The organism is Halorussus salinus (assembly GCF_004765815.2).
GTDB classification, from domain to species: Archaea; Halobacteriota; Halobacteria; order Halobacteriales; family Haladaptataceae; genus Halorussus; species Halorussus salinus.
Map to the genome: position 1 here is coordinate 225,810 of NZ_SBIS02000008.1, position 23,948 is coordinate 249,757.

The window sequence follows — 23,948 nt, forward strand, 5'->3', positions numbered from 1 at the left end:
TACGGCCTCAGCTCCCGCCCAGAACCCGTTTGAACAGCGTGAACGTCAGCAGGGTGAAGAACAGGCCGTTCAACATCCCTTGTCCCGCGGCGAGAATCTTCGCCAGCCAGCCGACCGGTCCGATGTCGCCGTAGCCGATGGTCGAGAAGCTGATGTAGCTGTAGTACAGTCCCTCGAAGAGCGTCGTCGCCGGTTGCTCGGCCTCCCAGACGACACCGGCCTGCGTCTGGAGCGGGCCGCCCAGCACGTAGAGGACGCCGAACACCGCCGGGAGGAGGAAGGTCCACACCGCGATGCGGGGCAGGCGGTTGCCGTACCCGCAGGTCAACTGCATGAAGAAGTTAAGTCCGACGCTGGAGGCCTTCTTGGCGCGACCCCACGTGTTCAGCGAGTACTCGCGCAACACGATGTCGAGGTTCTTCCGGCGGTTGTAGAAGTACCGCTTGAACTCGAACTCCCGCATCGCGGGCGTGTCGCCCACCGCGTCGGCGCTGTCTTGGGCTTTCCGGTAGGTCTCTTCGACCACTTCGCTGGTCATCTCAACGTCGTAACGACCCGACGACTCGTCGCCGAGGAACCCGTGAACGTTCCAGTCGTTGCGCTCCAGATAGGCGTGGTGGTCGCTGAAGTCGAAGTGGTCGAAGTTCGTCAGGCAGAACCGGAAGTGGTCCAGCAGTTCGTGTTCGCTCCCCTCACTCTCCAAACTGACATCGCCGATGGTCGCCTTCGTCAGGTCGTAGATGACGGCGGTATCGCCCGCGATGACGACGTGTCCGCCTTCGACGGTGGCTTTGGTCAGATCGACGTAGGTATCGGCGCTCCCGCCCGACAGGACCCGGAACTCGACGCCGTTGTGGAACTCCGACTCGCGAAAGTCCGACTCGTCGTGGAACGTCACGCTCTCGAAGGAGCCGTTGGTGAAACTCGACGACTGGAAGTCCGCCAGCGCCTCGAAGGTCGTCTCGTCGAAACAGGCGTTCTCCTCTAAGTGCTTGGCCTCGCCCTCGAAGAGGGTGCCCCGGAAGATGGCGGCGTCCTGAAACTCCGACTCGCGGAACGTCGCGTCCTCCAAGAAGCGGGCCTCGGTGAACCGGACCCGCGAGCGGAAGGTCACGTCCACGAAGTCGGCGTCACCGTGGAACTCGGCTTCGACGCCGACCACGTCGCCGTCGAACCGACTCCCGTCGAAGGTTACGCCGTCGCGGAACTCGACGCGTTCGAGCGTCGCGGCCCCGCCCACCTCGATGCGGTGACAGTCCGCGCGGGCGTCGAACTGCGCGCGGTCGAGGTTGAACTTCCCCCGGAACGACGCGTCCTTGAAGTCGGCGAACCGGAAGCGCGCGAGTTTGAAGTCGGCCTCGCCCTCGAAGATGGCGGCCTCGAAGGTCACGTCGTCGTTGGTCGTCCGACTCCCGCCCTCGAACTCGACGCCGCGGAACTCCGCCAACGCCTTGAACCGGGCCTCCTCGAAGCACACGTCGTCGTAGAACCGCGCCTCGTCGAAGTCGGCCATCCGGTCGAAGACGACGCCGCCGAATCGGGTGTCGCCCTCGAAGGCCGTGTGTTCGAAGTCCGATTCGGCGCGGAACCCGGCGTTCTCGAAGGTGACGTACTGGAAGGTCGCCTGCCGGAAACTCGCGTCGTCGCGGAACTCCACGTCAGCGAACGAGACGTGGTCGTCCAAGACGTGGCTGGTGCCGGTCGTCTCGGCGTTCCGGAAGTGGGCGACGCCGTGGAACGTCGCGCCCGCGAAACTCGTGTCGTCGGCGAACGTCGCCTCGTCGCAATCGACCTCGCCGTGGAAACTCGCGCCTTCGAGGCTCACGTCCTCGCGGAACGTCGTCTCGTAGGCCGCGAAGACGCCCTCGACCGACAGGCCGTCGGCGTCCAAGAGACCGCCCAACGTCGCGCCCTCGAACTTGAGCGCGCCGACGGTCGCTCCGCGGAGGTTCAACCCCTGTTCGAGGCGACCGTGGGTGATGTCCAACCCCTCGATGTCGGCGTACTGGAAGTTGAGGACGTGGTTGGTCCCGCCGTTGATGTCCTGATAGGTCAGCGAGAGGTGCGGGAGGTCGGCACCGACGTACTCGTTGTCGCGCACGTCGCCCGATTCGAGGTTGGTCTTGATGCGCTCGACTATCTCGTCGGGAGACACGTCGTTGCTCGCGCGTTCGTCCCGAGACATGTGGAAACAGCAGTAGTCGCTGTCGCCGTAGGCGTCGTGAGGACACTCCCACGTCGTCTGGAGGTGGGCCTCGGTCCGTCTCGCGGGGTCGAAGGTGTACCGACAGGTCGCAGTCGAGTCGGCGGCCGTGCGTTCTTCAGTTCGTGCCATGGTGTTCCGGCGAGGAGGGCCGGTCGGCGAGTGGCGGTCGGCCCGCCGACCGAGGTCGATTCGCGGGCGACGCGGAGACGAGAGTCATAACGGTCCGTTGCTCACCCCACCGATATATAGATTTGGTCACGTCGGCGCTGTTCCAAGTCGAGGAGCTACCGAACGCAGGTCACTTCAGCACGTCCTTGCGCTCGCGTTCGGAGAGGCTGGCGTCGAAGGCGCTCCGCGAGCAGTGTTCGCACTCCTTGGCGGGGTTCGTGGACTGGTCGTAGGTCTTGAGGGGGTAGCCGAAGACGAAGAACGCCTCCATCTGGTGGCGCGCCACGATGGCGTCGGCGGGTTCCCCGCAGTTGGGACACCAGTCGTCGCCCTCGGCGGGCACCTGATAGGTGACTTTCCGGCGGCCGAACCCGGCCCGGTCGAACGCCTCGTCCTTCGAGGTCTCTATCAACTCCTCGACCGGGTAGGGTTCCTCCACGACCTCGTTGTCGAATCCGGTGTCGGCGACGACTTCGCCCGAGAGGTACGGCCCGAGCGTGACGGTGTTGTCGTACCCGAGGAGGTGAACGGACACCGAGGCTCCTCGGCCGGTAATCTCCACGTCGTGGTCGTGGCCGACGACGTACACGTCGAGGTCGGTCCGGGCCTTCTCGACCGTCACGTCGTGGTGTGCGCCCGAGACGCGAACGCCAGTATCGGGGTCGCTGGCCGTGCCGGACTGCTTCCACCCGGTGAGCGACACGTCGTAGTCGTCGGGGTCGCGGGGCGCGTCCACGTCGTCGGAGTAGACGTTCTCGGGCGCGACGACCGCGAGGTCGCCGCTCGCGGTCCCGGCCGCGACGAACACGTCCTCGGCGTCCGCGACCACCGCGTCGCCGGTCACGCCGCCGGGTTCGGCGTAGCCGTCGCCGAGGTCGCCGCTGACCACCGTCTCGGGGTCGCCGGGACTCGCGTCGCCGGTCGGTTGGTGGCTGAAGACGTACTCGGCGTTCCTGACTTCGAGGTCGCCGTCCACGCTGTCGGTCCGGAGGAACACGTCCTCGGGGTCCCGGAGCGCGACCGGGGCGTCTTCGTGGCCGGTGAGCGTTACGTCGCCGTCGTAGGAATCTGGCTGGTTCGTCATGAGTGGGAAGTGTCGTGGTCGGGATTGGAATCGTCGTCGGAGCGGGAAGCGCCGTCGGCAGTCCGTTTTCTGCTGGCTGGCGCTTCGTGCGCTCGTCGCGCAGGATACAATCGAGTGAACGTGTAGACCGCGAGGTCGTGTTCGGGATAGGTGTGGTACGTCTCGTAAGTCGCCGAGGAGTCCGGGGCCGGGGTCGGAGCCGACTCGTCGGTCCCGGCCGACTCCGGCGAGGAGTTCAACTTGATGGTGGTCCACGCGTCCGGGCCGAACCGGTAGGCGGCGTCGGTCCCGTCCGGGCCGGGGAACTCCTCGATGGGTCGGACTTCGGCCTCGGTCTCGACGCGCAGGCGGTCGGTCTCGAAGGCGAACTCGCGTTCGACGCCCGATTCGAGGGGCGTCACCGCGGTCGAGTCGCCCGAGACGGGCTTGCACGAACAGACCTCGTGGAACTCCAGCGCGGGGACGCCGACGTAGTGGGACTCGCCGATGACCGTCAGCGCGGCGGGTTCGCCACAGAGGTCGCTGGGCACGACGCGCTTCACGTCGAAGGCGTCCAGATTCGGTTCGCTGGTCGCGTACGCGAAGTGGAGTTTCGGGCGGTCGCCGTGAGTCGAGAAGTCGTTCTGTGGCATGAGTTGGTCGGGGAGTGGTCAAGTGTCTACGAGGAGGTCGTAGTTCGGGTCGAACAGCGAGTTGACTTCGACGCCGCGGTAGCGCGGTATCGCGCGCCAGTCGAGGTCTCGATACCGGTCGCCGTGGCGTCGCAGGTAGTCGGTCGCGCGTGACGAGTCGGGGGCCGGGAACGCCGACCGCTGGCCGGGCGCGAGGACGTAGAACTGTTCGACGCGCTCGCGGTCGCCGTCGCGGTCCACGTCCTCCCACGCCCAGTAGGGCGCGTAGCGGTCGAACCCGGCGGCCCGGACCGTGTTGAGGTACGCCTTGTGGTGTTGGGGGTAGCCGTACTGGGAGTAGGCCCACGCCACGACCGCGCCGTCGTCGGTGAGGTGGCGACGGAGCGACCCGTAGAACTCCTTCGAGTAGAGCGTCAGCAGGTCGTCGTCGGTCGCGCCGGGGATGTCCAGCAGGACCAAATCGTACTTCTCGTCGGTGTCCTTGAGGTAGGCGTAGCCGTCGCCGACCGTGGTGTTCAGGCGGTCGTACTCGTAGGCGTCGTCGTGCCAGCGCGAGAAGAACGACTCGTTCTTCGCGTGACGCATGAACTCGCCGTCCAAGTCCACGTGGTCCACGGTGACGTTGTACTCCCGGAGGTGGTCGATGGCTATCCAGTCGCCGCCGCCGACGACCAACACCTTCGTCTCGGAGTCGTGGTCGTACAGCGACATCGGCACGTCCACGAGTCCCTGATGGTAGGAGTCAGCCCAACTCTCACACAGTTGGACCGCCGAACCCATCCGCAGGCACTCCTCGGTCTCGTTGGCGAAGTACGGGTTCGCCCCCGCGCCGGTCCACGTCCGCTGGTAGCGCCAGACGTGCTGGTACTCGGTGGTCCACTGGCTCGTCACCTCGGCGTCCATCGCTCCCTGCGCGTACTCGGATTCGACCTGCTGTTCGAGGTAGAGTTCCGTGACCTCGCGGTCCACTTGGCGGTGGTTGGCGACCGCTCCGGCGTACCCCGCGGTCAGTAGGAGACAGACCACGAGGAGGGTCGCCGACTCGCGGCTCGCGAACGCTCGGCGCTCGCTGTCGCCGGAGAACAGGCCCCACGGACGCTCGCTGAACCGAGCGGCGAACGCGAGCGCGGCCACGCCGTTCAGCAGGGCCAGCACGAAGATGGTCGGTACGAGACCGAGTTGGGGGTACAGCACCTTCGCGTAGACGACCGCGCCGAACAGGCCGCCAACGTAGTCCATCGCCAGCACGACCGAGAGACCGCTCCGCTCGCCCTCGGTGCGCTCGACGGTCCAGAACAGGCCGAAGACGCCGAGGACGAGACCGTAGAGCCGACTGGCTCCCGAAGTCACGGCGGTCGGGAGGAGTCCCGCCGAGTCGGCGGCCCGGTCGGTCTCCTCGGAGGCTTCGACCGCTTCGACCATCCGGGTCAAGAGGGGGAGTTCGAACCCCGAGAGGAACCCGACCGCGACCGCGGGCAGTCGGGCGACGACCCATATCAGTTCCGAGGGGACGGCCGTCGGAAGCGCGACGCTGTTCAGGCCGACGACGAGCATGAATCCGGCGGGCGCGACCGCCGCGAGGTAGACCTCGGTCCGGAAGAAGTTCGAGGGCGCGTCGGCCTGCAAGTCGTCGGAGAGCGCCGACCCGATACCGAGGCTGAAGAAGTACAGCCCCACGGTGATGACGTACTGGGTGACGGTCCCGCCGTACATCACGGTCAGTAGCTCCGAGTAGACGAACTCGTAGGCGAAGCTACAGAACGACACGACGTACGTGATGGCGAGCAGGGTCAGCGTCTTCGTGCGCGCGGCGACCTTCGGCATGGATTGAGGAGGGCCGACCGACGGACGAGGGCCGCCGGTCGCGTCGGCAGAAGCGGCGTACTCTGTGAACTTAAATCCGCGGGGAAACCTTCCACTGCTTTTCGACTTCGTAGCCGTCCCCGGTGAGTTGGTCGTCTACCTTCATGTCCACACATTCCCACTCGAAGTCGTGACCGTTCTTCCCTTCGAGTTCGGCACCGACGCGGTACCAGCCGTCGCGTTCGATGGAACAGGTTTCGGTGCCGTTGGGGTCCGAGACCTGACAGTCCCACGGGACCGGTCCCGCGCCGGGCGCGTCGTCTTCCATCTCGAAGTCGCTCCCGAGGTAGGCCACGCCGAGCGCGGCGACGCCGACGCCGTACCTCGTGACCTCGTCGTCGTGGTCGTCGTACCAGTCGTCGGCGTACGCGCCGCCGTGCCACCACGCGCGGCCGTGGCCGGTCTTGGGCGCACTTCTGTACCCGCCGTTGGCGCGGCCGGTCGCGCCGCGCCCACCGGCTCCGCCCTTGCCTTTCGCGCGGGCGCTTCCGACGGGGGCGAGCGCGCCGACGGAGCCGGGGTCGGCGAGGTCGTTCTGGTTCCCGCCGTCGTAGCGGGACACGACCCACGTCGAGTCTTCCAGCGCGACCTGAATCTTGCCGTCGTGGGCCTCGATGGACTCGAACACGTTCGACTTGCGGGGCGGCGGGGACGTACTGCCGGTACACCCTGCGAGGGCGGAGGCGGCCACGAGGCCGGTACCGGCGATAAATTCGCGGCGTCGCATGGGGGCAGTCTTCGTATGAGACCTATAAATTCTTGTTGGAAGACAGTTCGACAGGTGACGGGAGCGTTTGGCGACCGAAGAAGCCGACAGACTGGCGTCTCAGACCATCGCGTCCGCGGACACGTCCGGATGCTCCCGATAGAACCGGACGAGGAGGTCCGCGTAGCTCTCGAAGGGCGGACACGAGACCCCCGTGTCGCGCAGGTCGCGGACCGCGTTCTCGGCGGTGTAGCTCGTCGGGTGGACGAAGTAGTCCAGCACCGCGGGTTGGACCCCGAGAAGTGACGCGAGACCGGGCACCGATTCGAGCGCGCGCCGGGCCGAACTCGCTCCGCCGGGGAGTCGAATCGTCCGAATCCCGATACCGAGCGCGTCGCCGAACGCCCGGACCATCCCCGCGACGGTGGGCGGATTCGGGTCACAGAGCTGGTAGACCTCGCCCGCCGACGCGTCGAGTCGGCTCAGTCGGTCGATGGCCTCGACCACGAAGTCGCGGGGCACGACGTTGACCTCGTAATCGCGGGGGTCGCCGAACACCGGGACGACCGCCGGAAGCGAGTCGAAATCCGCGATTCCACCGACGCGCTCGCCGAGACCCGCGAGGCTCCCGCCGATGTCGGCGACCCGCTCGCCGAGCGCCCGCTGGCGGTCGAGCAGACCCAAGACGTTGTACGGCCCGTCGTACTTCTGGGTCCTGCCGGTCTCGCTGTCGCCGACCGCGATGGCCGGACGGTAGACGGTGGCCGGTAGCCCCTCGTCCATCCGACGCTGGACCGCGCGTTCGGCGAGGAACTTGGTCTCCTCGTAGTGGTTGTTGAACGACTGGCCCACGTCCAAATCGCGGTGGGTGAACACGCCGTCGTGTCGCCCGCTGACGTAGCAGGTCGAGACGTAGTGGAACCGCCGGAGGTCGGGCGCTCGCTCGGCGAAATCGAGGAGGTTGCGGGTCCCCTCGACGTTGACCGCCATTCCGACTTCGCGCGAGACTCCGAGGTCGTACACCGCCGCGAGGTGGTAGATTTCGGTCGCGTCGGCGGCGAGGTCGGCGTAGTCGTCGTCGCTCGCGGCGTCCCCGCTCTCGTCGCTCAGTCCGAGGTCTGCCTCGGTAATGTCGCCCTCGTAGAGTTCGATTCGGCCGGGCGAGTCGTCCAGTTCGGCGGCGCGCTCCTCGGCGAGGTCCCGGTACTTCGACTGCACGAGACACCGAATCGCCACATCGTCGTCGTACCTGTCCAGCAGGCGCGCGACCAGTTCCGACCCCAGAAAGCCCGGAAAGCCCGTGACGAAGACGGACTCGGCGTCGTCGGCCGCCGTGGAATCGTCGCTCCTCGTCGCGTCAGCGGACGCGTCGCTGGCCATTCAGCGAACCCCCGGAACGCGTTTTATCGCGCGGAGCGACAACGCCATCGCCTTGGCGTACCACCCGTCGGGGACGCCCCGAGGAGCGCCCAACGTCGGCCCGCGCTGGTGGGCGACGGTCTTGGCTTCGGTGTACTTCAGGAACCCCTCGTCGCCGTGTCGCCGACCCAATCCGGAGTCGTTCATCCCGCCCATCGGCGCGTCCACGGAGGCCCACGCCGCGGCGTAGGCGTCGTTGACGTTGACCGTCCCGCAGTCGATTTCGCGGGCGAGGGCGCGGCCGCGTTCGCCGTCCTCCGTCCAGACGCTCGCGTTCAGGCCGTACTCCGAGTCGTTGGCCAACTCGACCGCCTCGGTCTCGGTGTCGAAGGAACTGACCGCGACGACGGGACCGAAGGTCTCCTCACAGCCAGCTTTCATCTCGTCGGTCACGCCCGCCAGAACCGTCGGCTCGTAGAAGTACGGCCCGATGTCGGGCCGGGCGCGGCCGCCGGTCAGCACGTCCGCGCCCTTCGCCACGGCGTCCGCGACGTGTTCCTCGACGGTTCCGAGTTGGTCCGGGCCGACCAGCGACCCCACGTCCGGCCCGTAGTCGTAAGCTCCTCGGAGGTCCAGCCCGCGGGTCCGCCGGACGAATCGGTCAAGGAACTCGTCGTAGATATCCCGGTGGACGTAGAGGCGTTCGAAGGAGATGCAGAGTTGGCCCGCGTTGGTGAACGAGCCCTGAATCGCGCCCTCGACGGCCTTCTCCACGTCCGCGTCGGACAGCACGACCATCGGGTTCTTCCCGCCGAGTTCCAGCGAGCAGTCGGTCAGGTTCGCGCCCGCCCGCTCGGCCACGGTCCGACCGGTCTCGGTACTCCCGGTGAAACAGACGTAGTCGACCTCCTCGACGACCGCGCCGCCCGCCTCGCTCCCCGTGCCGGTCACGACTTGGAACGCGTCGTCGGGGACTCCGGCCTCTCGGAGGAGGTCCCGGAGGAGAAGCGCGGAGAACGGCGTCTCGCTCGCGGGCTTGAGTACGACCGCGTTCCCGGCCAGCAGGGCCGGAATCGCGTCCGAAATCGCCAGCGTCAGCGGGTAGTTCCACGGCGAGACTATCCCGACGACCCCGACCGGTTCGCGGTGGACGGTCGTCTTCGTCACGAGCGGGAACGCGCCCTTCCGGCGCTCCGGTTCGAGGTAGTCCGCCGCGCGGTAGGCGTAGTGGCGCGCCGTCGTCGCCACGTCCAGTATCTCCTCGAAGGCGTCCACGCGGGCCTTCCCGCTTTCGAGTTGCGCCACGTCGAGGAGGTCGCCCCGTCGGTCCAACACGAGGTCGTGGAACCGGAGCATCGTCTCGGCGCGACGTTCGACCGACGTTTCCGCCCACGCGAGTTGGGCCTCGCTGGCGCGCTCGACGGCCGCGCGAACGTCCGCGTCCGTGCCCGCGGGAATCGTTCCGATGGTGTCGCCCGAGTAGGGTGCTTCGACCGCTATCGCCGGTCGGTCGGCCTCGGTCGGGACCGTGGCCGCGAGGCGGGCGAGGCGGTCCGAACCGACGCCGGTCGGCGGGGAGGTGTCCATGACGGGACGTTCCGCCGACAGTTCCATTACTCTGCCGACCAGCGAACGCGGCGCTCCGCGACCGGCGGGAGCGGAGAGCGACCCGTCACTCCTCGCGCACGTCCTTGAACTCGGTGCCCCCGCACTCCGGACAGACCGGTCGGAGCGCCGACAGCGACCCCTCCTCGCGCTTGGCCGAGACGAAGTATCCGCACTGCCGACACATCACCAGCGGGAGTCGAGCGGCCGCGTCGGTGGCGTTGCCCGACGGTTCGTCGGGCCAAGTCTCGGGGTCGGTCACGCTAACGCGTCGCACTCGTCGTCGGCGGTCACTGCGACGAGCGATTCGAGGGTCTGGCTCCCGCGATACGTAACGGTGTTTCCCTCCTCGTCGTACGCGACCACGCCAGCCTCGTCCAGCTTGGGAACCGCGAGGTGGTGGAGCCGCGCCGCGATGCGGGCGCGGGAGTCGGGAACGCGCGGCGCGTCGAGTCGCCGGACGTACTCCGCGAGTTCGCCGAGCGTCGCTTCGTCGTCGGAGTTGCGCCCGAAGTAGTAACAGACGTATCGACACTCGGCGACGGCGAGGAGTGACAGCTCTCCGTCGAGTCGCTCGCTGTCGCTCCGCCCGTCGAGAGACACGTTCCGTTGCACGTTCTGTTCGATGCGGTCGGGTCCCGACGGAAAACGGGTTGTTGCTGTCAGTACAACGTTTTTATAACCCGTCCGGAACGCGAACGATATCGCCGCCGGAACTCAGTCGAAGTCGGTGGCGGACGACAGCAGCACCGACCGGAGGACCTTCTCGTTGGCCCGGCGAACCCTGTCCGAGAGCGCCTGCTGAGTGATGTCGAGTTCGTCGGCGAGGTCCACCAGCGTCGCCTGCCGAGGAGTGTCGAAGTAGCCCCGTTCGAGCGCCAGCACCAGCGCGTCGCGCTGGTCGCCCGAGAGGCCGAGTCGGTGGCCCCGCTCGGTACTCTCGGTCAGGGTGTAGGTCCGGTCGATGTGGACCGGGAAGTCGTTGTCCGTACAGAGGTTGTAGAACGCCGAGAGCTTGTCGTGGTCCGAGAAACGCAGGCGGAACTGCCACCGGTCGCCGTTGCCCTGCGCTTCGAGGATGGTCGCGTCCGTCTCGCCGAGGACCTCCACGAGACCGACGTGGGGTTCGCGCCACCGGATTCTGTACAGCGCGCGGTCGCCCACCTTGTCGAGGGCGTACAGTTCGCTGACCGCCTCGCTGTCCGTGACGTTCGCCTCGAACGACTCGAACTCCTCGCCGGTCGCCCAGACGAAGGGCATGACCGCGCCGCCGGTCGGCACGATGCGCTCCAACTCGAAGGTCATCGCTTCCGGGCCGCAGAGGACGCGCCCGAGGAGGAAATCCTCGCTGTCTATCGAAAATTCGACTAGTACGCTCATCTCGATACCGGAGCGAAGGCCCCCTGCGGTTGTAGCTGTTTGGTACGACCGAGAGCGGAGTCTCGTCGGCGAGAGCGCTCCGGACCGTCAGTCGTGACCCGACACCGGTACGGGTTCGTAGGGTTCTTCGAGGTACGCCAAATCGCTGGCCGAGAGGTCGATGTCGAGGGCTTCCACCGCGTCCTCCAGATGCTCGACGCTCGTGGTGCCGACGATGGGCGCGTCCACCCAGTCTTTGTGCAGGAGCCACGACAGCGAGATTTGAGCCATCGTGACGCCCTTCTCGGCGGCGAGTTCCTGCACGCGCTCGTTTACCTCCTTGCCGCCGCCCTCGCGGTAGGGGTGGTCGTACATGTGTTCCTCCGTCTCGCCGCGCGTGGTCGCGTCTATCTCGTCGTGCGGCCGGGTGAGATAGCCCCGCGCGAGGGGACTCCACGGCATCACGCCGACGTTCTCCTTCTCGCAGAGGGGAAGCATCTCACGTTCCTCCTCTCGATACGCGAGGTTGTAGTGGTTCTGCATCGTCTGGAACCGCTCCAGTCCGAGGCTGTCGCTGGTGTGAAGCGCGTCTGCGAACTGGTGGGTCCACATCGAGGAGGCCCCGATATGCCGGACCTGCCCGCGTCGCACCGCGTCGTCGAGCGCGCGAAGCGTCTGCTCGATAGGCGTGTCGTCGTCCCAGCGGTGAATCTGGTAGAGGTCGATGGTGTCCATCCCGAGGCGGTCCAGCGAGTTCTCCAACTCCTGTTCGATGGCCTTCCGCGAGAGGCCCCCGGAGTTGGGGTCGTCGTCGTCCATCTGGAAGTAGCACTTCGTGGCGACGACGCTCTCGTCGCGGCGTCCGTCGAGGGCGTCGCCGAGTACGCGCTCGCTCTCGCCGTTCGAGTACATGTTCGCGGTGTCGAAGAAGTTGATGCCGAGGTCGATGGCCCGGTCGATTATCTCGCGGCCCTCCTCGGGGTCCAACACCCACGGCCGCCAGTCGCTGGACCCGAAGCTCATACAGCCGAGACAGATGCGACTGACCTCCATGCCGGTGTCGCCGAGCGTGGTGTACTCCATACGCCGACCGTCGGGGGCCGGGACCAAAAGGATACGTCAGGCGGCAACCGGTCTCGTCCCTACGTGGTGTCGTCGATCGTCTCGAAGTGAGTCGCCAGCGAGTGCAGGATGACCGCGGTGAGACACGCACCCGAGCCGACCATCACGAGGAGTACCGTGAGGACGACCAGACCCGTCGAGAGTTCGTCCGTCGCGGTGAAGTTCGAGAGGGTCAGATAACCGAACCCGAACCCGGCGAGTACCACCGCGAAACCGGGGATACCGATGACCGTGACGGGGCGCTTTCGCTCGACGGTCTTCAACAAATTGTTAATTATAGTTAGCCCGTGTCTTACGGGGTGGAGACTGCTCGCGTCCTCCACGTCGTACTCGACATCGGTCCCCACTTCTCGAACGTCGTAGCCGCGTTCGCTGGCGTGATAGAGGATATCCGTACTCGCGCCCATGTTGTCGCCGATAGCGCCGTCGCGCGCGATGGACTCGATAGCTCTCGGCCCGTACGCGCGGAAGCCACACTGCGTGTCGCTAATCCACGACTCCCGGCGCAGGAAACCGAAGCTCAAGTTGGTGAGCAGGTTGATAACCTTCAGTCCGAACAGCCGATAGAGCGGAAAGTCGGTCTCCGACCCGGCGACGAACCGACTGCCGATAACAACGTCGGGGTCGCCGTCCTCGAACTCGGCGAGGAGTTCGGGAACGTCCGAGGGGTCGTGCTGACCGTCGCCGTCGATAATGACGAGCCGGTCAGCGCCGAGCCTGTGGGCCTCCCCGAACGCCGATTGGAGCGCCTTGCCGTACCCCCGATTCCGCGAGTGTGCGACGACGGTCGCCCCCGCTTCGCGCGCGAGGTCCGCCGTCCCGTCGTCGCTCCCGTCGTCTACGACGACGACGGTATCGACGTACTTCCGGACGTTCCGAACGAGCGACTCGATAGTGTCCGCCTCGTCGTAGGCCGGAATAGCGACGACGGTGTCCGTCTCCTCGACGGACCCGCGCCGGTGGGTCGGTGCGAGACGCGTGTACTCCGAATCGGACTCTCGACCCTCCACTCGCTGGTCGTAATCGACGTACGAATCGGTGTCCGGGTGGAACAACAGCCCCGGAAACCCCCGCGCCTTTGCAGTAACTGTCAACAACCGCTCGAATGCTCCCTCGTCGGCCCGTCGCTCGTCGAGACACACCGTCTCGGCCCCGAGTCGGCGAGCTAACCGAGCCGAACGCGGCGTCTCTCGGCCGTGAGCGACGATGGCCTCGTGGCCGTGTTCTCTCGCCAAGGTCACGATTCGGACGATAGCGTCCGCGTTACTTTCGTCGGCCACGACACCGATAGCGGGTCGCTGAAGGGTCTCGTCGTTTTGTACTTCGAACTCTTCCATCGGACTTGCCCTCCGTCGCACGTCCGCTTTGTTATTGAGTGAATTTCCCAATACATCGCCGTGAGAACGAGTCACGTGGCCGAGCGTAATTCGTCGTAATCCCCAGTAGTCCCGATTATCGCTTTCTCAGAGTCTTTCGAGCGGTTTTTGGGCGAATGAAATAGTTACTTTCTGACCGACACCCAGAGGTAGAGGTCCCGATACGCGTTCTCCGCGGTCGGGTGGTCCGGAATTCCGTCCCGATAGAGGAGAAACCGGAGTCGGAGCCGCTGGCCAGTCAGCGTCGGCCGGAGCGAGAGTCGGTCCTCGTCGGTCTCGTTTGGAGCCAACTCCGTCCGGTATCGGTGGAGTACCTGCGTTTCCGTCGCCGTCGAGTTGTCGTCCCCGACCCGTTGGAGCGTGACGACGACGCCGTACTCCTCGGTCCGCTGTTCCCGATTGTGGAGACCGACGACGACGGACTGGTTGTGGCCGTACCGGAACTGCTCGGGGTACTCGTCGGCGACTAACTCGTCGCCGTCGTCCGTCAGCAGGTAGAACTCGGTGTACGTCTCTCCTCGGTCGGGGTCGGCGACGGAGTAGACCACCGTCGACCCCGCGGCGAGCAGACTCACGGCGACCAGTACGGTCAGCGCGGGACTTCCCCCGCCGTCGAACAGCGCGAACTTCGCCCGAGAGAGTATCGTCTGCTCGTCGGTGACGGACCGAGCCGCCTGCACGTCGTCGGCGTTCTGTCGCCGGTACGCTCCGGCGGCGGCCGCGACGAGCGTGAACCCGGCTATCGAGACCATCACCGGGACGAGTCGGATACCCAACGGCGTGTAGTTGAGCGCGAGCGCGAGTAGCGGGCCGACCGCGATACTCCCGACCGTCGAGACGACGACTCGCTCGACCCCATCGACCACCGTCGGCGGCTCCGCGCCGTGTTCGCCCGAGGAGGCGACCACTCCGGTCCTCGTCGGAAACAGCGCGACCGAGAGGGCGTAGCCCGGCAGGAAGAGTACGAGCGGGAGACCGAACAGGGGTTCGAGCCAAGACCCGTCCGTCCGCGACGAGACGACGACGAAGCACCCGACGACCGCGAGGACGCCGACGAAGGCGAGATCGAGCGACGACCGACGTAACCGATACAGCCTCGTTCGGAGGTCGTTCTGGTCCGACTCCATTCCGAGGAGTAGACGGCGCGCGGCGATATAAGAAAGCGGGCGCAAACGCGACCGGCGAGCGGTCTAACGCGCCGTTAGGAGTCGGACCGTCCGTAGTGACGGTCGTTACGCGCTCGTAACTCCTCGATACGGCGAGACCGAACGAGTTCCACTCCGGAGTCGGTGCGACGGGACGCGCCGCCGAGGTCGATCGACTAGCGGCGACGAGGTTCGACCGGTTATCCGCGGCGGAACTCGTACGCGCCGAGGTCGGGGGCCTCCCCCGCGTAATCGAGTCCGGCGTCGACTCCCGCCCCGACGCAGGGACTCCCGGAGTGCAGGTGCAGAAACAGGTCGTCGACCGGAAGCAAACTGACGAATCCGGGGTTTTCGATGCCCAAGTCCCACGTGTTGTGAGTGTGTTCGACGGCATTGCCGAGTGACACCTCGCCCTCGTAGGAGATGTTGTTCTTCAATTCGTGTGGCGCGTCGTAGAACGTGAAGTTGGTTTCGTTGCTCCACGCGGTGTTGTTGACCACCGATATGGAAGTGCCCGCCTCGTTGTAGTCGAATCCGGTGATACCGTTGTTGAACGCCACGTTCCGGTGGACCTCGTGACCGCCCGATTTCGGGGTCCCGCCCCCGAGTTTGAACCCGTTGCCGTTGCCGCGCTGGCCGTACCCGTTCTCCCAACTCATCGACTCCTCGACGGTTATCGACCGGCTTCGCCAGAGGTCGAGTCCGTCGTCGGAGTTGTGGAAGAGTTTCGCGCCGACGACCCTGTTGTTTCTGGAGTTTTCGATCTGGATACCGTCGGCGTCGGACCCGCCGTTCTGCGGGTCGAAGTTGTTCACCGAGGTGACGTTCCGGAGGACGTTGTGCCGACAGTCGTCGTAGAGACCGAACCCGGTGAGGTTGTTGTTTCGGGTCTCCACGTTTTCGAAGACGTTGTGGCGTGACGAAGTGACTTCCACTCCGAGGTAGGGACTGTCGCGGACGACGAGATTCCGGACGGTGAGGTACTCCGCGTCGGCGAACTTCAGCCCGCCGCCGTCCCTTCCGTCGGCCGACCAGCCACCGGGGGTCGGCCCGTCGAACTTGAATATCGGCCACTCGCCGGGCACGCCCGCGAGCGTGATTCGATTCTCCTCGGTCCCGCCGACGCCGGTGAGTTTGATGGCCCGGTCGAACCGATAGACGCCGCCGCGGAGGAATATCGTCTCGCCCGCGGCGACTGCCTCGAAGGCCGCTTCGAGGGTCTCGAACGGGTTCTCCTTCGTCCCCGACGCCGAGTCGTCACCGTCGGGAGCGACGTAATAGTCCGCCGAGTCGTCCTCCCCGCTCGTGGTTTCGTCCGCGTTCGACGTTGCGTTCTCGTTCGACTGTCTCCGAGGCGTCGCCTCTCCGACCTCCGCTGGCTTCGGACCCGTGGCCTCCCGATTCGAGTCGGACGGCTCGCGGAACTCGCTCCGGAGGACGCTTCCGGCCCCCAGTAGCCCCGAGACGGCACCTACCGTTTTGAGAAATTTTCTCCGTGACATCCCACCAACCCATCAGTGGTAGTTACCGGACCCAGTTGACTCTTTCCTCGGAGTCAGCGACCGGTCAAGCGTCCGCGAGATTCCTCGGCGGCCGAGGAGCGAGTGCGCCCGCGGCGCTCGCCGTCGTCGTGTTCTCGGAGCGACCGACCGACCAGACGGCGTACCCGCCGTTTGCGTAGATTCGGTTCACGGCCACGTCGGCCCGAAGTTCGGCGACGGTCTCGTTAGTGTAGACGACGTTTCGCCGCTGGTTGAACTCCTTCAGGGACTCGTAGTACTCGCGGTCGTACTCCTTCGTGACGAGGTACGTCGGCGTCCCGTTGACGACGCCCCGGAGGCTGTCGTTGGACCCGTAGCCGAAGTACCTCGGTATCGGCGACCGCGGACCGAAACTATCGAACACCTCCTCGGTCGTTCCCGAGCCGAGATACGCCCCCATCTTGAACGAAACGTCGTGAGACACCGCGACGCCCTCCGGTTCGTAGTGGTCGTAGAACCAGTCGGTGCCGTCCCGTTCGGTGAACGTCATGTGCTGGCGGAGCTGGTACGAGTTCGTGACCGAAATCGGGACCGCGACGAGGAGCAACACGACGACGCCGACGAGGGCGACCTGCCGGAGACGGTCGCGGGTGGCGACGGTGGGTTCGTCGTCGAGAACCGTCGCGGTCAGCAGTCGGTACACCAGCAACCCCGCGAGGAGGGTCGCCATCAAAATCATGTACCGGGAGTTGCGGACCGGGTTGTACGCGATGACGTACGTGACGATGGTGACGACCGCCATCGCCGCGCCGACGAAGAACTGCGACGAGAGCCAGACCTCCGAGAACTCCGCCCTGCGCCGCCAGAACCGAACCGCCGCGACCACCGTGGCGACGCCCGCCAACCCGCAGATGAGGAATATCGGTCCGTACTTGTCCACGAACCCGAGCGCGAGTTGTTGCAGGCTGTGGGCGCGATTCACCTGCGAGACGCCGTAGGATTGGGCGACCGTCGAGTGAGAACTCTCGGTGAACCCGAGCGAGGTGCGCACGTAGTCGCGTATCAACTCGAAGTGCGCGTACCAGACCAGCCACGTCACGAAGACGAAGCCGAGTATCCCGACTTCGAGTTTGTCGTCGAACGATAGTTCGAGCGTCCGGCTGTAGACGCGCCGCACGACGAGCGAGACGGAGAGAGCGACGACGACGTACAGCGACGTGACCGGGTGGAAGAAGACGAACGACGACGCGACGAGGACGACCAGCCCGAGGTACGAACGGTTTCGCGTGTCGTGGTACTTGACGAGCAGGAACAAGAACGCCGGGAACGTCATGAACGAGAAGATAGCGGGGTGGAGCGTGTGGTGGAACTTCGAGTACAGGAGCGGAACCGCGCAGGCGAGCGTCGCCACCGCGACCCGGTTGCTCCGCACGAACTGTCGGCTGAGTAGGTAGACGCCGAGGAGGTACACGGGGTTGAAGAACGCCGAGAGGAGGGGCGAGAACGCCCGCACCGGAAGCCCGACGAAGCGCAACTCCGCAAGCAGGAGGTGGACGACGGGGTAGATGTTGTACGGCTGGATGTGGTCCGTGCGAAGGATTTCGTTCGTGTAGTGGACGTGGTACAGCACGTCGGCGGCGTTCCGTCCGTACATCGCCCACCCGCGGAATACCGGGAGCAGATTGAATAGGACGTAGATGACGCAGACGAACAGCAGGGCGACGCGCCAGTAGCCGTCTCGGCGCGCCGCCGAGACCAGAAAGACGACCACGGCGGCCATCAGACCGACCGAGACGACGGCCCAAAACGCGTCGGGGTACGCCCGGTACAGCACCTCGTAGTCGGTCGCTGGCGGCGTAATCGCTATCCACGCGCTCATCGCCAGCGTGCAGAGGGCTGTCACGCCGACGAGCAGTCGCTGAACGCGTTCTAACCGTTCGTCTCGCGCGACCGACGAGAGACCGGCCATCGAGGCAACGACTCGTTTGGCGCTCATCGGCGATTACTCCCACTGGCGCTGTTCGGCGAGCGTCCGACGCTCGAACGCTCCCCGGTCTCGGGGTCTGCCCCCCGGTCGGTCGATTCCGCGGCGGCGTCCGCGGACGACCGAACCACGTCGGCGTATCGCTCGGCCGTCACCGAGATGCGGAAGTTCTCCTCGAAGTGGTCGCGGCCGCGCTCGCCGAGCGACTCCCGGAGGTCGGGCGAGTCCGCGAGTCGCCGCGCGATTGCGGTCAGGCGCTCGAAGTCGCCGTCCGCGTAGCCGACCGACTCGCCGCCCAGAAAGCGGCCGGGGTCCACGTCGAGGCTGACGACCGGGGTCCCGCTGCGCCACGCTTCGAGGAACGTGTTCGGGAACCCCTCCTGCGCGGAGGTGTTGACCAGCGCGTACGCCCGGTCGTAGTAGTCGTAAATCTCGTCGGGCGGCACCTTCCCCGGAAACCGGACGTTGTCGAGTCGGTCGGCGCGGCGGGCGATTTCGTCGTAGTACGCGGGGTCGTTCTCCTCCGCGCCGACGAGGAGGAACCGAACGTCGGGCAGGCGCTCGGCGAGGTCCAGAAACAGGTGCGGGCGCTTCTGGTCGCGGTTGATGCGGCCGACGTAGAGGAAGAACTCGCCGTCGGCGGCGGAGTGAGCGTCGGTTTCGGCGGTCTCCTCGTCGGCGTCTGCGCGGGACGTATCCTCCTCGACCGGCGGATACCCGTTGGGGACGACCGTCGAGTCGACGCCGAACGACTCCCGGAGGCGGCGCTGTTGGCGCGGCGATTGGGCGACGATGCCGTCGGCGTCCCGAATCACTCGCCGGAAAGCCGTCGCCAGCGGGTCGGTGCGGTCGGCGTCGGACTCGGCGTGGGAATCGACGGCGAGGTTGTACACCCATGCGCTACCGAGGAGTCGGGAGAAGGCGTAGGTGATGGTCGCCTTGAGGCGGTCGCCCCGGAAGACGCACACGTCGGCGTCGGCCCGCCGCATCGCGTCGAACAGGCGCGCGAGGTCCGGGAATCGGCGATAGGCCGCCCGCTCGTCGGTCGGAGTGTACGCCCGGTGGAGGGTGACGCCGTCGCGTCGCTCGGTCTTCGGTTGGCCGTAGTCGCCGACCACGAAGTGAACGTCGAACTCGTCGCGGAGTTGCTGGCTCAAGAGGTAGAGTTGTCGCTCGGCACCGCCGGGCGAGATGTCGTCTACGTCCCGGAAGTACGTGTAGGCGATGAGCGAGACGACGCAGACGCTGAGGCGGTCGGAGGCCTCGGTCGCGGTCATTGGAAACCAGAGAAAACAGCGATTCGCAAAAGCGTTTGGGCGCGTGTCCCAGTTTCGGCGGGACCGGTTATCGCTCGCGCGCGACCGGTTTGGCGAGCCGATTCGCGCGCCGCGTCCCCGGCTAACCGAGTCGGTTCACCTGCGCCTCGACGAAGCCGCTTCCGTCGTGGTACTTGAGCGTGGCGTCGCGCCACCCTGACCCGTCGTGGTGGCGGACGACCGGGCCGGAGGGTCCCGTCGAGTCGCTCCGCGCTTCGAACGCGCCGAGGTCGGGGGCCTCGCCCGCGTAGTCGAGTCCCACGTCGGTGCCAGCATCGACCACGGGACTGTCGGTCGCGGGCCGGAGGAACCCGTCGGCGTCGGGGTCCGTACTCCGGAACTGCGGGTCGCCGATACCGAGGGTCCAGGTGTTGCGGGTCTCCTCGTCCTCGGAGCCGGTGTCAACGGCACCGTTCGCGTTCTGATACGCGATGCAGTTTCGGTAGACGTGGGTCGCGTCGCTACCGTTGTCCCACGCGACGTAGCCCTGCCCGCCGTTGTCGTAGCTGGTGCAGTTGAACACTTCGATGGTCTTGTTCGCGCCGTTGTGGTTGAACCCGTTGTAGGAGTTGTCGTACGCGCGGCAGTGCTGGACGACGTGGCCGCCGGAGGTCGCGCTCCCGTTGCTCCCTCCGAGTTTGAACCCGTTTCCGTTGCCGCCGTTCAGCCCGTTGCCGAACGAGGCACAGTTCTCGATGCGACAATCGACGCTCTCCCACAGGTCCACGCCGTCGTCGGAGTTCCCGTACGACACGGAGTTTCGGAGCGTGTTTCGCGCCGTGTCCGAGAACTGGATGCCGTCGGCGTCGCCCGCGTTCCCCACGTTCCCGTGGGCAGTCACGTTCGTCACGAGGTTGTCGTGCGCGCCGTTGTAGAGCGCGAAGCCGACGAGGTAGCAGTTGCGAACCTCCAAATCGGCGAACGTGTTGTGGTGGTTCGAAGAGCCGTCGGCGACGATGCCCATGTACGGACTGTTCTCGACGGTGAGGTTGCGTATCTCCCAGTGAGCCACGTTCAGGCTCACCCCGCCCGCGTCGTAGGCGCTCCAGCCGCCGGAGTCGGGACCGTCGAAGCGAATCACCGGGCGTTCGTCCCGATAGCCCGCGAGGACGATGGGGTCGCTCTCGGTCCCGTCGGAGCCGTTCAGGCTGACGTTACTGCTCCGGTCGTACGTCCCTCCTCGGAGGTAGATGGTGTCGCCGGGACCGACGCTGTCGGCCGCCGCCTCGATGCTCCCGAGCGGGTCCGCCTTCGTGCCCGCGTTGCCGTCACTGCCGTCAGGTGCGACGAAATAGGTAGCCATAGTGGAGAGCTAGCTCGTGTCTATCCAGACATCGCCCTGACTCCCGTTCGGCTCGGTGTCCTGTACGTAGATGTCGCCCTCGATACCGCCGAGGGTCGTGAGGTAGTTCCACTGGGAGCCGTCTCCGAGAAACACCTTCTTCGAGTCCGTGGCGAGGAACTTCGCACCCTGCTTGGGGTCGTAGTCGCCGCGGTTGGACTCGGCGTCCCTGATTTCGACGCCGGTGTCCAGTTTCTCGAAGTTCTCGTTGACCGGAACGTCCCAGTCATCTGTCCCTTTCGTCGGCGTGTTGTATCCGTGGTTAGTCGTCATTGGTAGCTCGCGTGCAGTTGAGCAGAGTGAAGAGATAGCTTATAAATCTTCTTCTCTGCATTGAGATTTCTTCGGTCTGACCCCCCGATTTTCGACGCTCCGCCGGCGAAGTCGGCGTCGCGTCGGGCGACCGTTCGTCGTCGCCACCGCCTGCGAGGCCCCGGACGCCGCCAGCACCGCGACGGAAGCCGACCCCGCCACCGCCGGACGAACTTTTTTCTCGGAGAACGGCGAGGCTCAGAGCCATGAACGTTGGCTATCTCGTCGGGACGTTCTCTACCGGGGGTGCGGAGACGATGCTGTTGCGCCAGATTCGACACGGTGACAGACGGCCCGTGGTATTCCGACTTGGCGGTCCCGACGACCTCGAAGCGAAGTTTCGAGCGACCGGAGCGACGGTCGTGAACCTCGACGTGGGTTCTATCGCCGACCCGCGGGACCTGAACCGCGCGCGTTCGACACTCGCGCGCTACGACCTCGACGTACTCCACGCTCACCTCCCCTACTCCATGGTCGTCGCTCGACTCGCCGGACGGGCGGCGGGCGTCGAAGCCGTCGTCGCCACCCACCACAATGTGACCGCGGAGTGGGGTCGGGCGATTCGGGCCGTCGAGCAGGCGACCCGACCGCTCGATAGCCGCGAGGTCGCGGTCTCGAACGCGGTCCGCGAGAGCCAGTCGTCGCCGTTCGACGCGACCGAGTGGAGTACGATACACAACGGTATCGACGTGGCGGGGTTCAACGACGAGGTCCGGAGCGCCGCGGTCCCGTCGGAGCTACGGGCGACTCTCGATTCGGACGGCCCGGTGTTCCTGAACGTCGGGCGGTACGTCCCGCAGAAAGCCCAGCACCTCCTCGTGGAAGCGATGGACCGAGTCGCGTCGGAGTTGCCCGAGAGCCACGCCGTCGTGGTCGGCCACGGGCCGCTCGGCGACGCGCTCGAAGCGCGCGTCGCCGAACTCGGACTCGAAGACCACGTGTCCGTGACCGGGAAGGTCCCCGAGATACACCCCTACTACGCGCTGGCGGACGTGTTCGTCCTGCCGTCGCTGTACGAGGGCCACCCGCTAACCGCGCTCGAAGCCATGGCCGCGGAACTCCCGCTGGTCGGCACCCGCGTCTCGGGCATCGAGGAAACCGTCACTCCCGAAGTCGGGCGACTCGTCCCGCCGCGGTCGCGCGAAAGTCTCGCCGAGGCGATGCTCGAAGTCGCGCGGGACGACCCCGAGGGCATGGGGTCGCGCGCCTACCAGCGTGCGAGCGAGCAGTTCGACATCTCGCGGATGGTCGCGGCCCACGAGGAGTTGTACGAACTCCTCGTAGAAGGGTGAGCGTACGAGAGTAGTTCAGGGGGAGCGAACGCACGGCGCGAACGTTACGGCGAGCCGCAAGCAATACAACGGCATTCTTGAAATAGGTATATAATATCTTTCCACATCTATGTCGTTCTCAGACAGTGATATAGAATTTTCTCAGGGCGAAGGACCGAGGAGCCTCGACTAAAGCCATCCCGGCGGGCGCACGTCCACCGCGCTCTCGCCGCGGGACCGAGCGCGACCGCCGCGCTCCTGCCCGGAGATTTTTGCCCGCGCACGTGGTGGCCGGACAGAGATGACTATCGAACAGCGCGCGACGACCGGCGACGAGTCGTACCGCGTCCTCGCGGGCGCGGTCCAACACCCGACCCGCGTCCACCCGTATCGGACGGTGTTCAATCAGCGGTCGCTGGAGGCGCTACAGGAGGCTGGCGCGGCGGTGGACGTGCTGTCGCCGACGCCGTTCGCGCCGCCGGTCGGCCCCTACTCGGAGTACGGCGAGGTCCCGACGGTCGAGTCGTTCGACGAGTACCCGGTCCACCACCCGCGGTTTCTCTACGCGCTCCCCAAGCGGTTTTTCTACCACCTCTCGGGTGACTCGCTGGCCAAGCGCGCGAGTCGCTACGCCGCCCGGACGTTCCCCGAACCCGACGTGGTCCACGCCGCGTCGATATACCTCGACGGCTACGGCCTGCTCCCGTACGCCAGACGGCGCGACCTCCCGCTGTTCGTCGTGGCCCACGGCGACGTACTGCTCAACTACGAGACGTTCTCGAACGCGGTCAGAGACCGCATCGCCGAGACGCTCGACTACGCGACCGAAGTCCTCTGCGTGAGCGAGGACTTCGCCGAGCGCGCGACGCGACTGACCGACGAGGAGAAGATTCGGCTCCTCCCCATCGGCGCGAACCCCGACCGGTTCCCGACCGAGCGCCGCGACGAGATACGCGCCTCGCTCGGCATCGACCCCGAGACGACGCTGGTGCTGTTCTGCGGCCAGTTCATCGAGCGCAAGGGCGTCGGCGAGATAATCGACGTGTTGCCGCGTCTGGACGACGACGAGACCGAACTCGCCTGCATCGCCCACACGGGCGACCTGAAAGCCGACCTCGAACGCGCGCTGGCCGAGTCGCCGGTCGCGGGCCGACTGCTGGAGAGCGTGCCGACGCCCGAACTCCGGGAGTGGTTCGCGGCCGCCGACCTCCTGTTGCTCCCGAGTTACGGCGAGGGTCGCCCGACGGTCATCTACGAGGCGATGGCGAGCGAGACCGCGGTCCTCGGTTCGACGGCGGGCGGCATCCCCGAGCAGGTCGCCGACGGCGAGACGGGACTCCTCGTGCCGCCGGGCGACGCCGACGCGCTGGAACGCGCCCTCGCGGAACTGGTCGGCGACCGGAACCGCCTCCGCCGGATGGGCGAGCGTGGCCACCGGCGACTCCTCGAAGAGGGCTGGACGTGGGAACAACACGCCGAGCAACTTCGGCAGGTCCACCGCGAGGCGATACCGCAGACCCAGACGTGAGAGCGCGGTCGTTCGAGTACGGTCGTTCGAACGTTCGAACCGAGTTACGAAGTTCGAGTTTTCGAAGGACGAGTTACGAAGTACGAGTC

General features: G+C 66.2%; 20 protein-coding genes. 2 read left to right on the forward strand and 18 right to left on the reverse strand.

Going from position 1 to position 23,948, the window contains the following annotated elements; translation table 11 throughout:
• Positions 1-7: 7 nt before the first annotated feature.
• The 18 genes from EPL00_RS18155 to EPL00_RS18240 form a co-directional block, all read right to left on the reverse strand.
• Positions 8-2,335 (reverse strand): pentapeptide repeat-containing protein, encoded by a 2,328-nt coding sequence (locus EPL00_RS18155; protein ID WP_135854136.1) that lies wholly within the window; start codon positions 2,333-2,335, stop codon positions 8-10.
• A 169-nt stretch (positions 2,336-2,504) separates the two neighbouring features.
• The gene (locus tag EPL00_RS18160; RefSeq protein ID WP_135854135.1) at positions 2,505-3,458 is read right to left on the reverse strand and encodes a hypothetical protein; all 954 of its coding nucleotides are present in this window, start codon (positions 3,456-3,458) and stop codon (positions 2,505-2,507) included.
• Positions 3,455-4,090, reverse strand: coding sequence for a hypothetical protein (locus EPL00_RS18165; protein ID WP_202932690.1), 636 nt, complete (start codon positions 4,088-4,090; stop codon positions 3,455-3,457). The genes EPL00_RS18160 and EPL00_RS18165 overlap by 4 nt, the downstream gene beginning before the upstream one ends.
• Before the next feature lie 18 nt (positions 4,091-4,108).
• Entirely contained in the window at positions 4,109-5,914 is a 1,806-nt protein-coding gene (locus tag EPL00_RS18170) for a spermidine synthase (RefSeq protein ID WP_135854134.1), read from the reverse strand.
• A 70-nt stretch (positions 5,915-5,984) separates the two neighbouring features.
• Positions 5,985-6,680, reverse strand: coding sequence for a hypothetical protein (locus EPL00_RS18175; RefSeq protein WP_135854133.1), 696 nt, complete (start codon positions 6,678-6,680; stop codon positions 5,985-5,987).
• A gap of 99 nt (positions 6,681-6,779) precedes the next feature.
• Positions 6,780-8,039: an SDR family oxidoreductase gene (locus EPL00_RS18180; protein WP_135854132.1), complete on the reverse strand. Its 1,260-nt coding sequence runs from the start codon at positions 8,037-8,039 to the stop codon at positions 6,780-6,782.
• Complete coding sequence (locus EPL00_RS18185; protein WP_202932691.1) at positions 8,040-9,605, reverse strand: succinic semialdehyde dehydrogenase; 1,566 nt, start codon at positions 9,603-9,605, stop codon at positions 8,040-8,042.
• Between the two features lie 85 nt (positions 9,606-9,690).
• The gene (locus tag EPL00_RS18190) at positions 9,691-9,885 is read right to left on the reverse strand and encodes a hypothetical protein (protein WP_135854130.1); all 195 of its coding nucleotides are present in this window, start codon (positions 9,883-9,885) and stop codon (positions 9,691-9,693) included.
• On the reverse strand, positions 9,882-10,238 hold the full coding sequence (locus tag EPL00_RS18195; RefSeq protein WP_135854129.1) for a DUF7344 domain-containing protein: 357 nt from the start codon (positions 10,236-10,238) through the stop codon (positions 9,882-9,884). The genes EPL00_RS18190 and EPL00_RS18195 overlap by 4 nt, the downstream gene beginning before the upstream one ends.
• Before the next feature lie 102 nt (positions 10,239-10,340).
• Complete coding sequence (locus EPL00_RS18200; protein WP_135854128.1) at positions 10,341-11,003, reverse strand: helix-turn-helix domain-containing protein; 663 nt, start codon at positions 11,001-11,003, stop codon at positions 10,341-10,343.
• Positions 11,004-11,090: 87 nt separating this feature from the next.
• The gene (locus EPL00_RS18205) at positions 11,091-12,065 is read right to left on the reverse strand and encodes an aldo/keto reductase (protein ID WP_135854127.1); all 975 of its coding nucleotides are present in this window, start codon (positions 12,063-12,065) and stop codon (positions 11,091-11,093) included.
• 59 nt (positions 12,066-12,124) lie between these two features.
• Complete coding sequence (locus EPL00_RS18210; RefSeq protein WP_135854126.1) at positions 12,125-13,441, reverse strand: glycosyltransferase family 2 protein; 1,317 nt, start codon at positions 13,439-13,441, stop codon at positions 12,125-12,127.
• A 164-nt stretch (positions 13,442-13,605) separates the two neighbouring features.
• Positions 13,606-14,607, reverse strand: a complete 1,002-nt coding sequence (locus EPL00_RS18215) for a DUF1616 domain-containing protein (RefSeq protein WP_135854125.1) — start codon at positions 14,605-14,607, stop codon at positions 13,606-13,608.
• Between the two features lie 218 nt (positions 14,608-14,825).
• Entirely contained in the window at positions 14,826-16,127 is a 1,302-nt protein-coding gene (locus tag EPL00_RS18220; RefSeq protein WP_135854369.1) for a right-handed parallel beta-helix repeat-containing protein, read from the reverse strand.
• 64 nt (positions 16,128-16,191) lie between these two features.
• A complete protein-coding gene (locus EPL00_RS18225; RefSeq protein WP_135854124.1) occupies positions 16,192-18,102 on the reverse strand; it encodes a hypothetical protein in 1,911 nt (636 codons plus the stop codon).
• Positions 18,099-19,367, reverse strand: coding sequence for a glycosyltransferase family 4 protein (locus EPL00_RS18230; RefSeq protein ID WP_135854123.1), 1,269 nt, complete (start codon positions 19,365-19,367; stop codon positions 18,099-18,101). The genes EPL00_RS18225 and EPL00_RS18230 overlap by 4 nt, the downstream gene beginning before the upstream one ends.
• Before the next feature lie 121 nt (positions 19,368-19,488).
• Positions 19,489-20,709 carry a right-handed parallel beta-helix repeat-containing protein gene (locus EPL00_RS18235; RefSeq protein ID WP_135854122.1) on the reverse strand — a complete coding sequence of 407 codons (1,221 nt, stop codon included), beginning with the start codon at positions 20,707-20,709 and terminating at the stop codon, positions 19,489-19,491.
• A 9-nt stretch (positions 20,710-20,718) separates the two neighbouring features.
• Positions 20,719-21,021, reverse strand: coding sequence for a hypothetical protein (locus EPL00_RS18240; protein WP_135854121.1), 303 nt, complete (start codon positions 21,019-21,021; stop codon positions 20,719-20,721).
• A 245-nt stretch (positions 21,022-21,266) separates the two neighbouring features.
• On the opposite strand from EPL00_RS18240, the gene EPL00_RS18245 reads away from it, so the two are divergent.
• Entirely contained in the window at positions 21,267-22,352 is a 1,086-nt protein-coding gene (locus tag EPL00_RS18245; RefSeq protein WP_135854120.1) for a glycosyltransferase, read from the forward strand.
• 280 nt (positions 22,353-22,632) lie between these two features.
• Positions 22,633-23,859, forward strand: a complete 1,227-nt coding sequence (locus EPL00_RS18250; protein WP_135854119.1) for a glycosyltransferase family 4 protein — start codon at positions 22,633-22,635, stop codon at positions 23,857-23,859.
• Positions 23,860-23,948 lie beyond the last annotated feature (89 nt).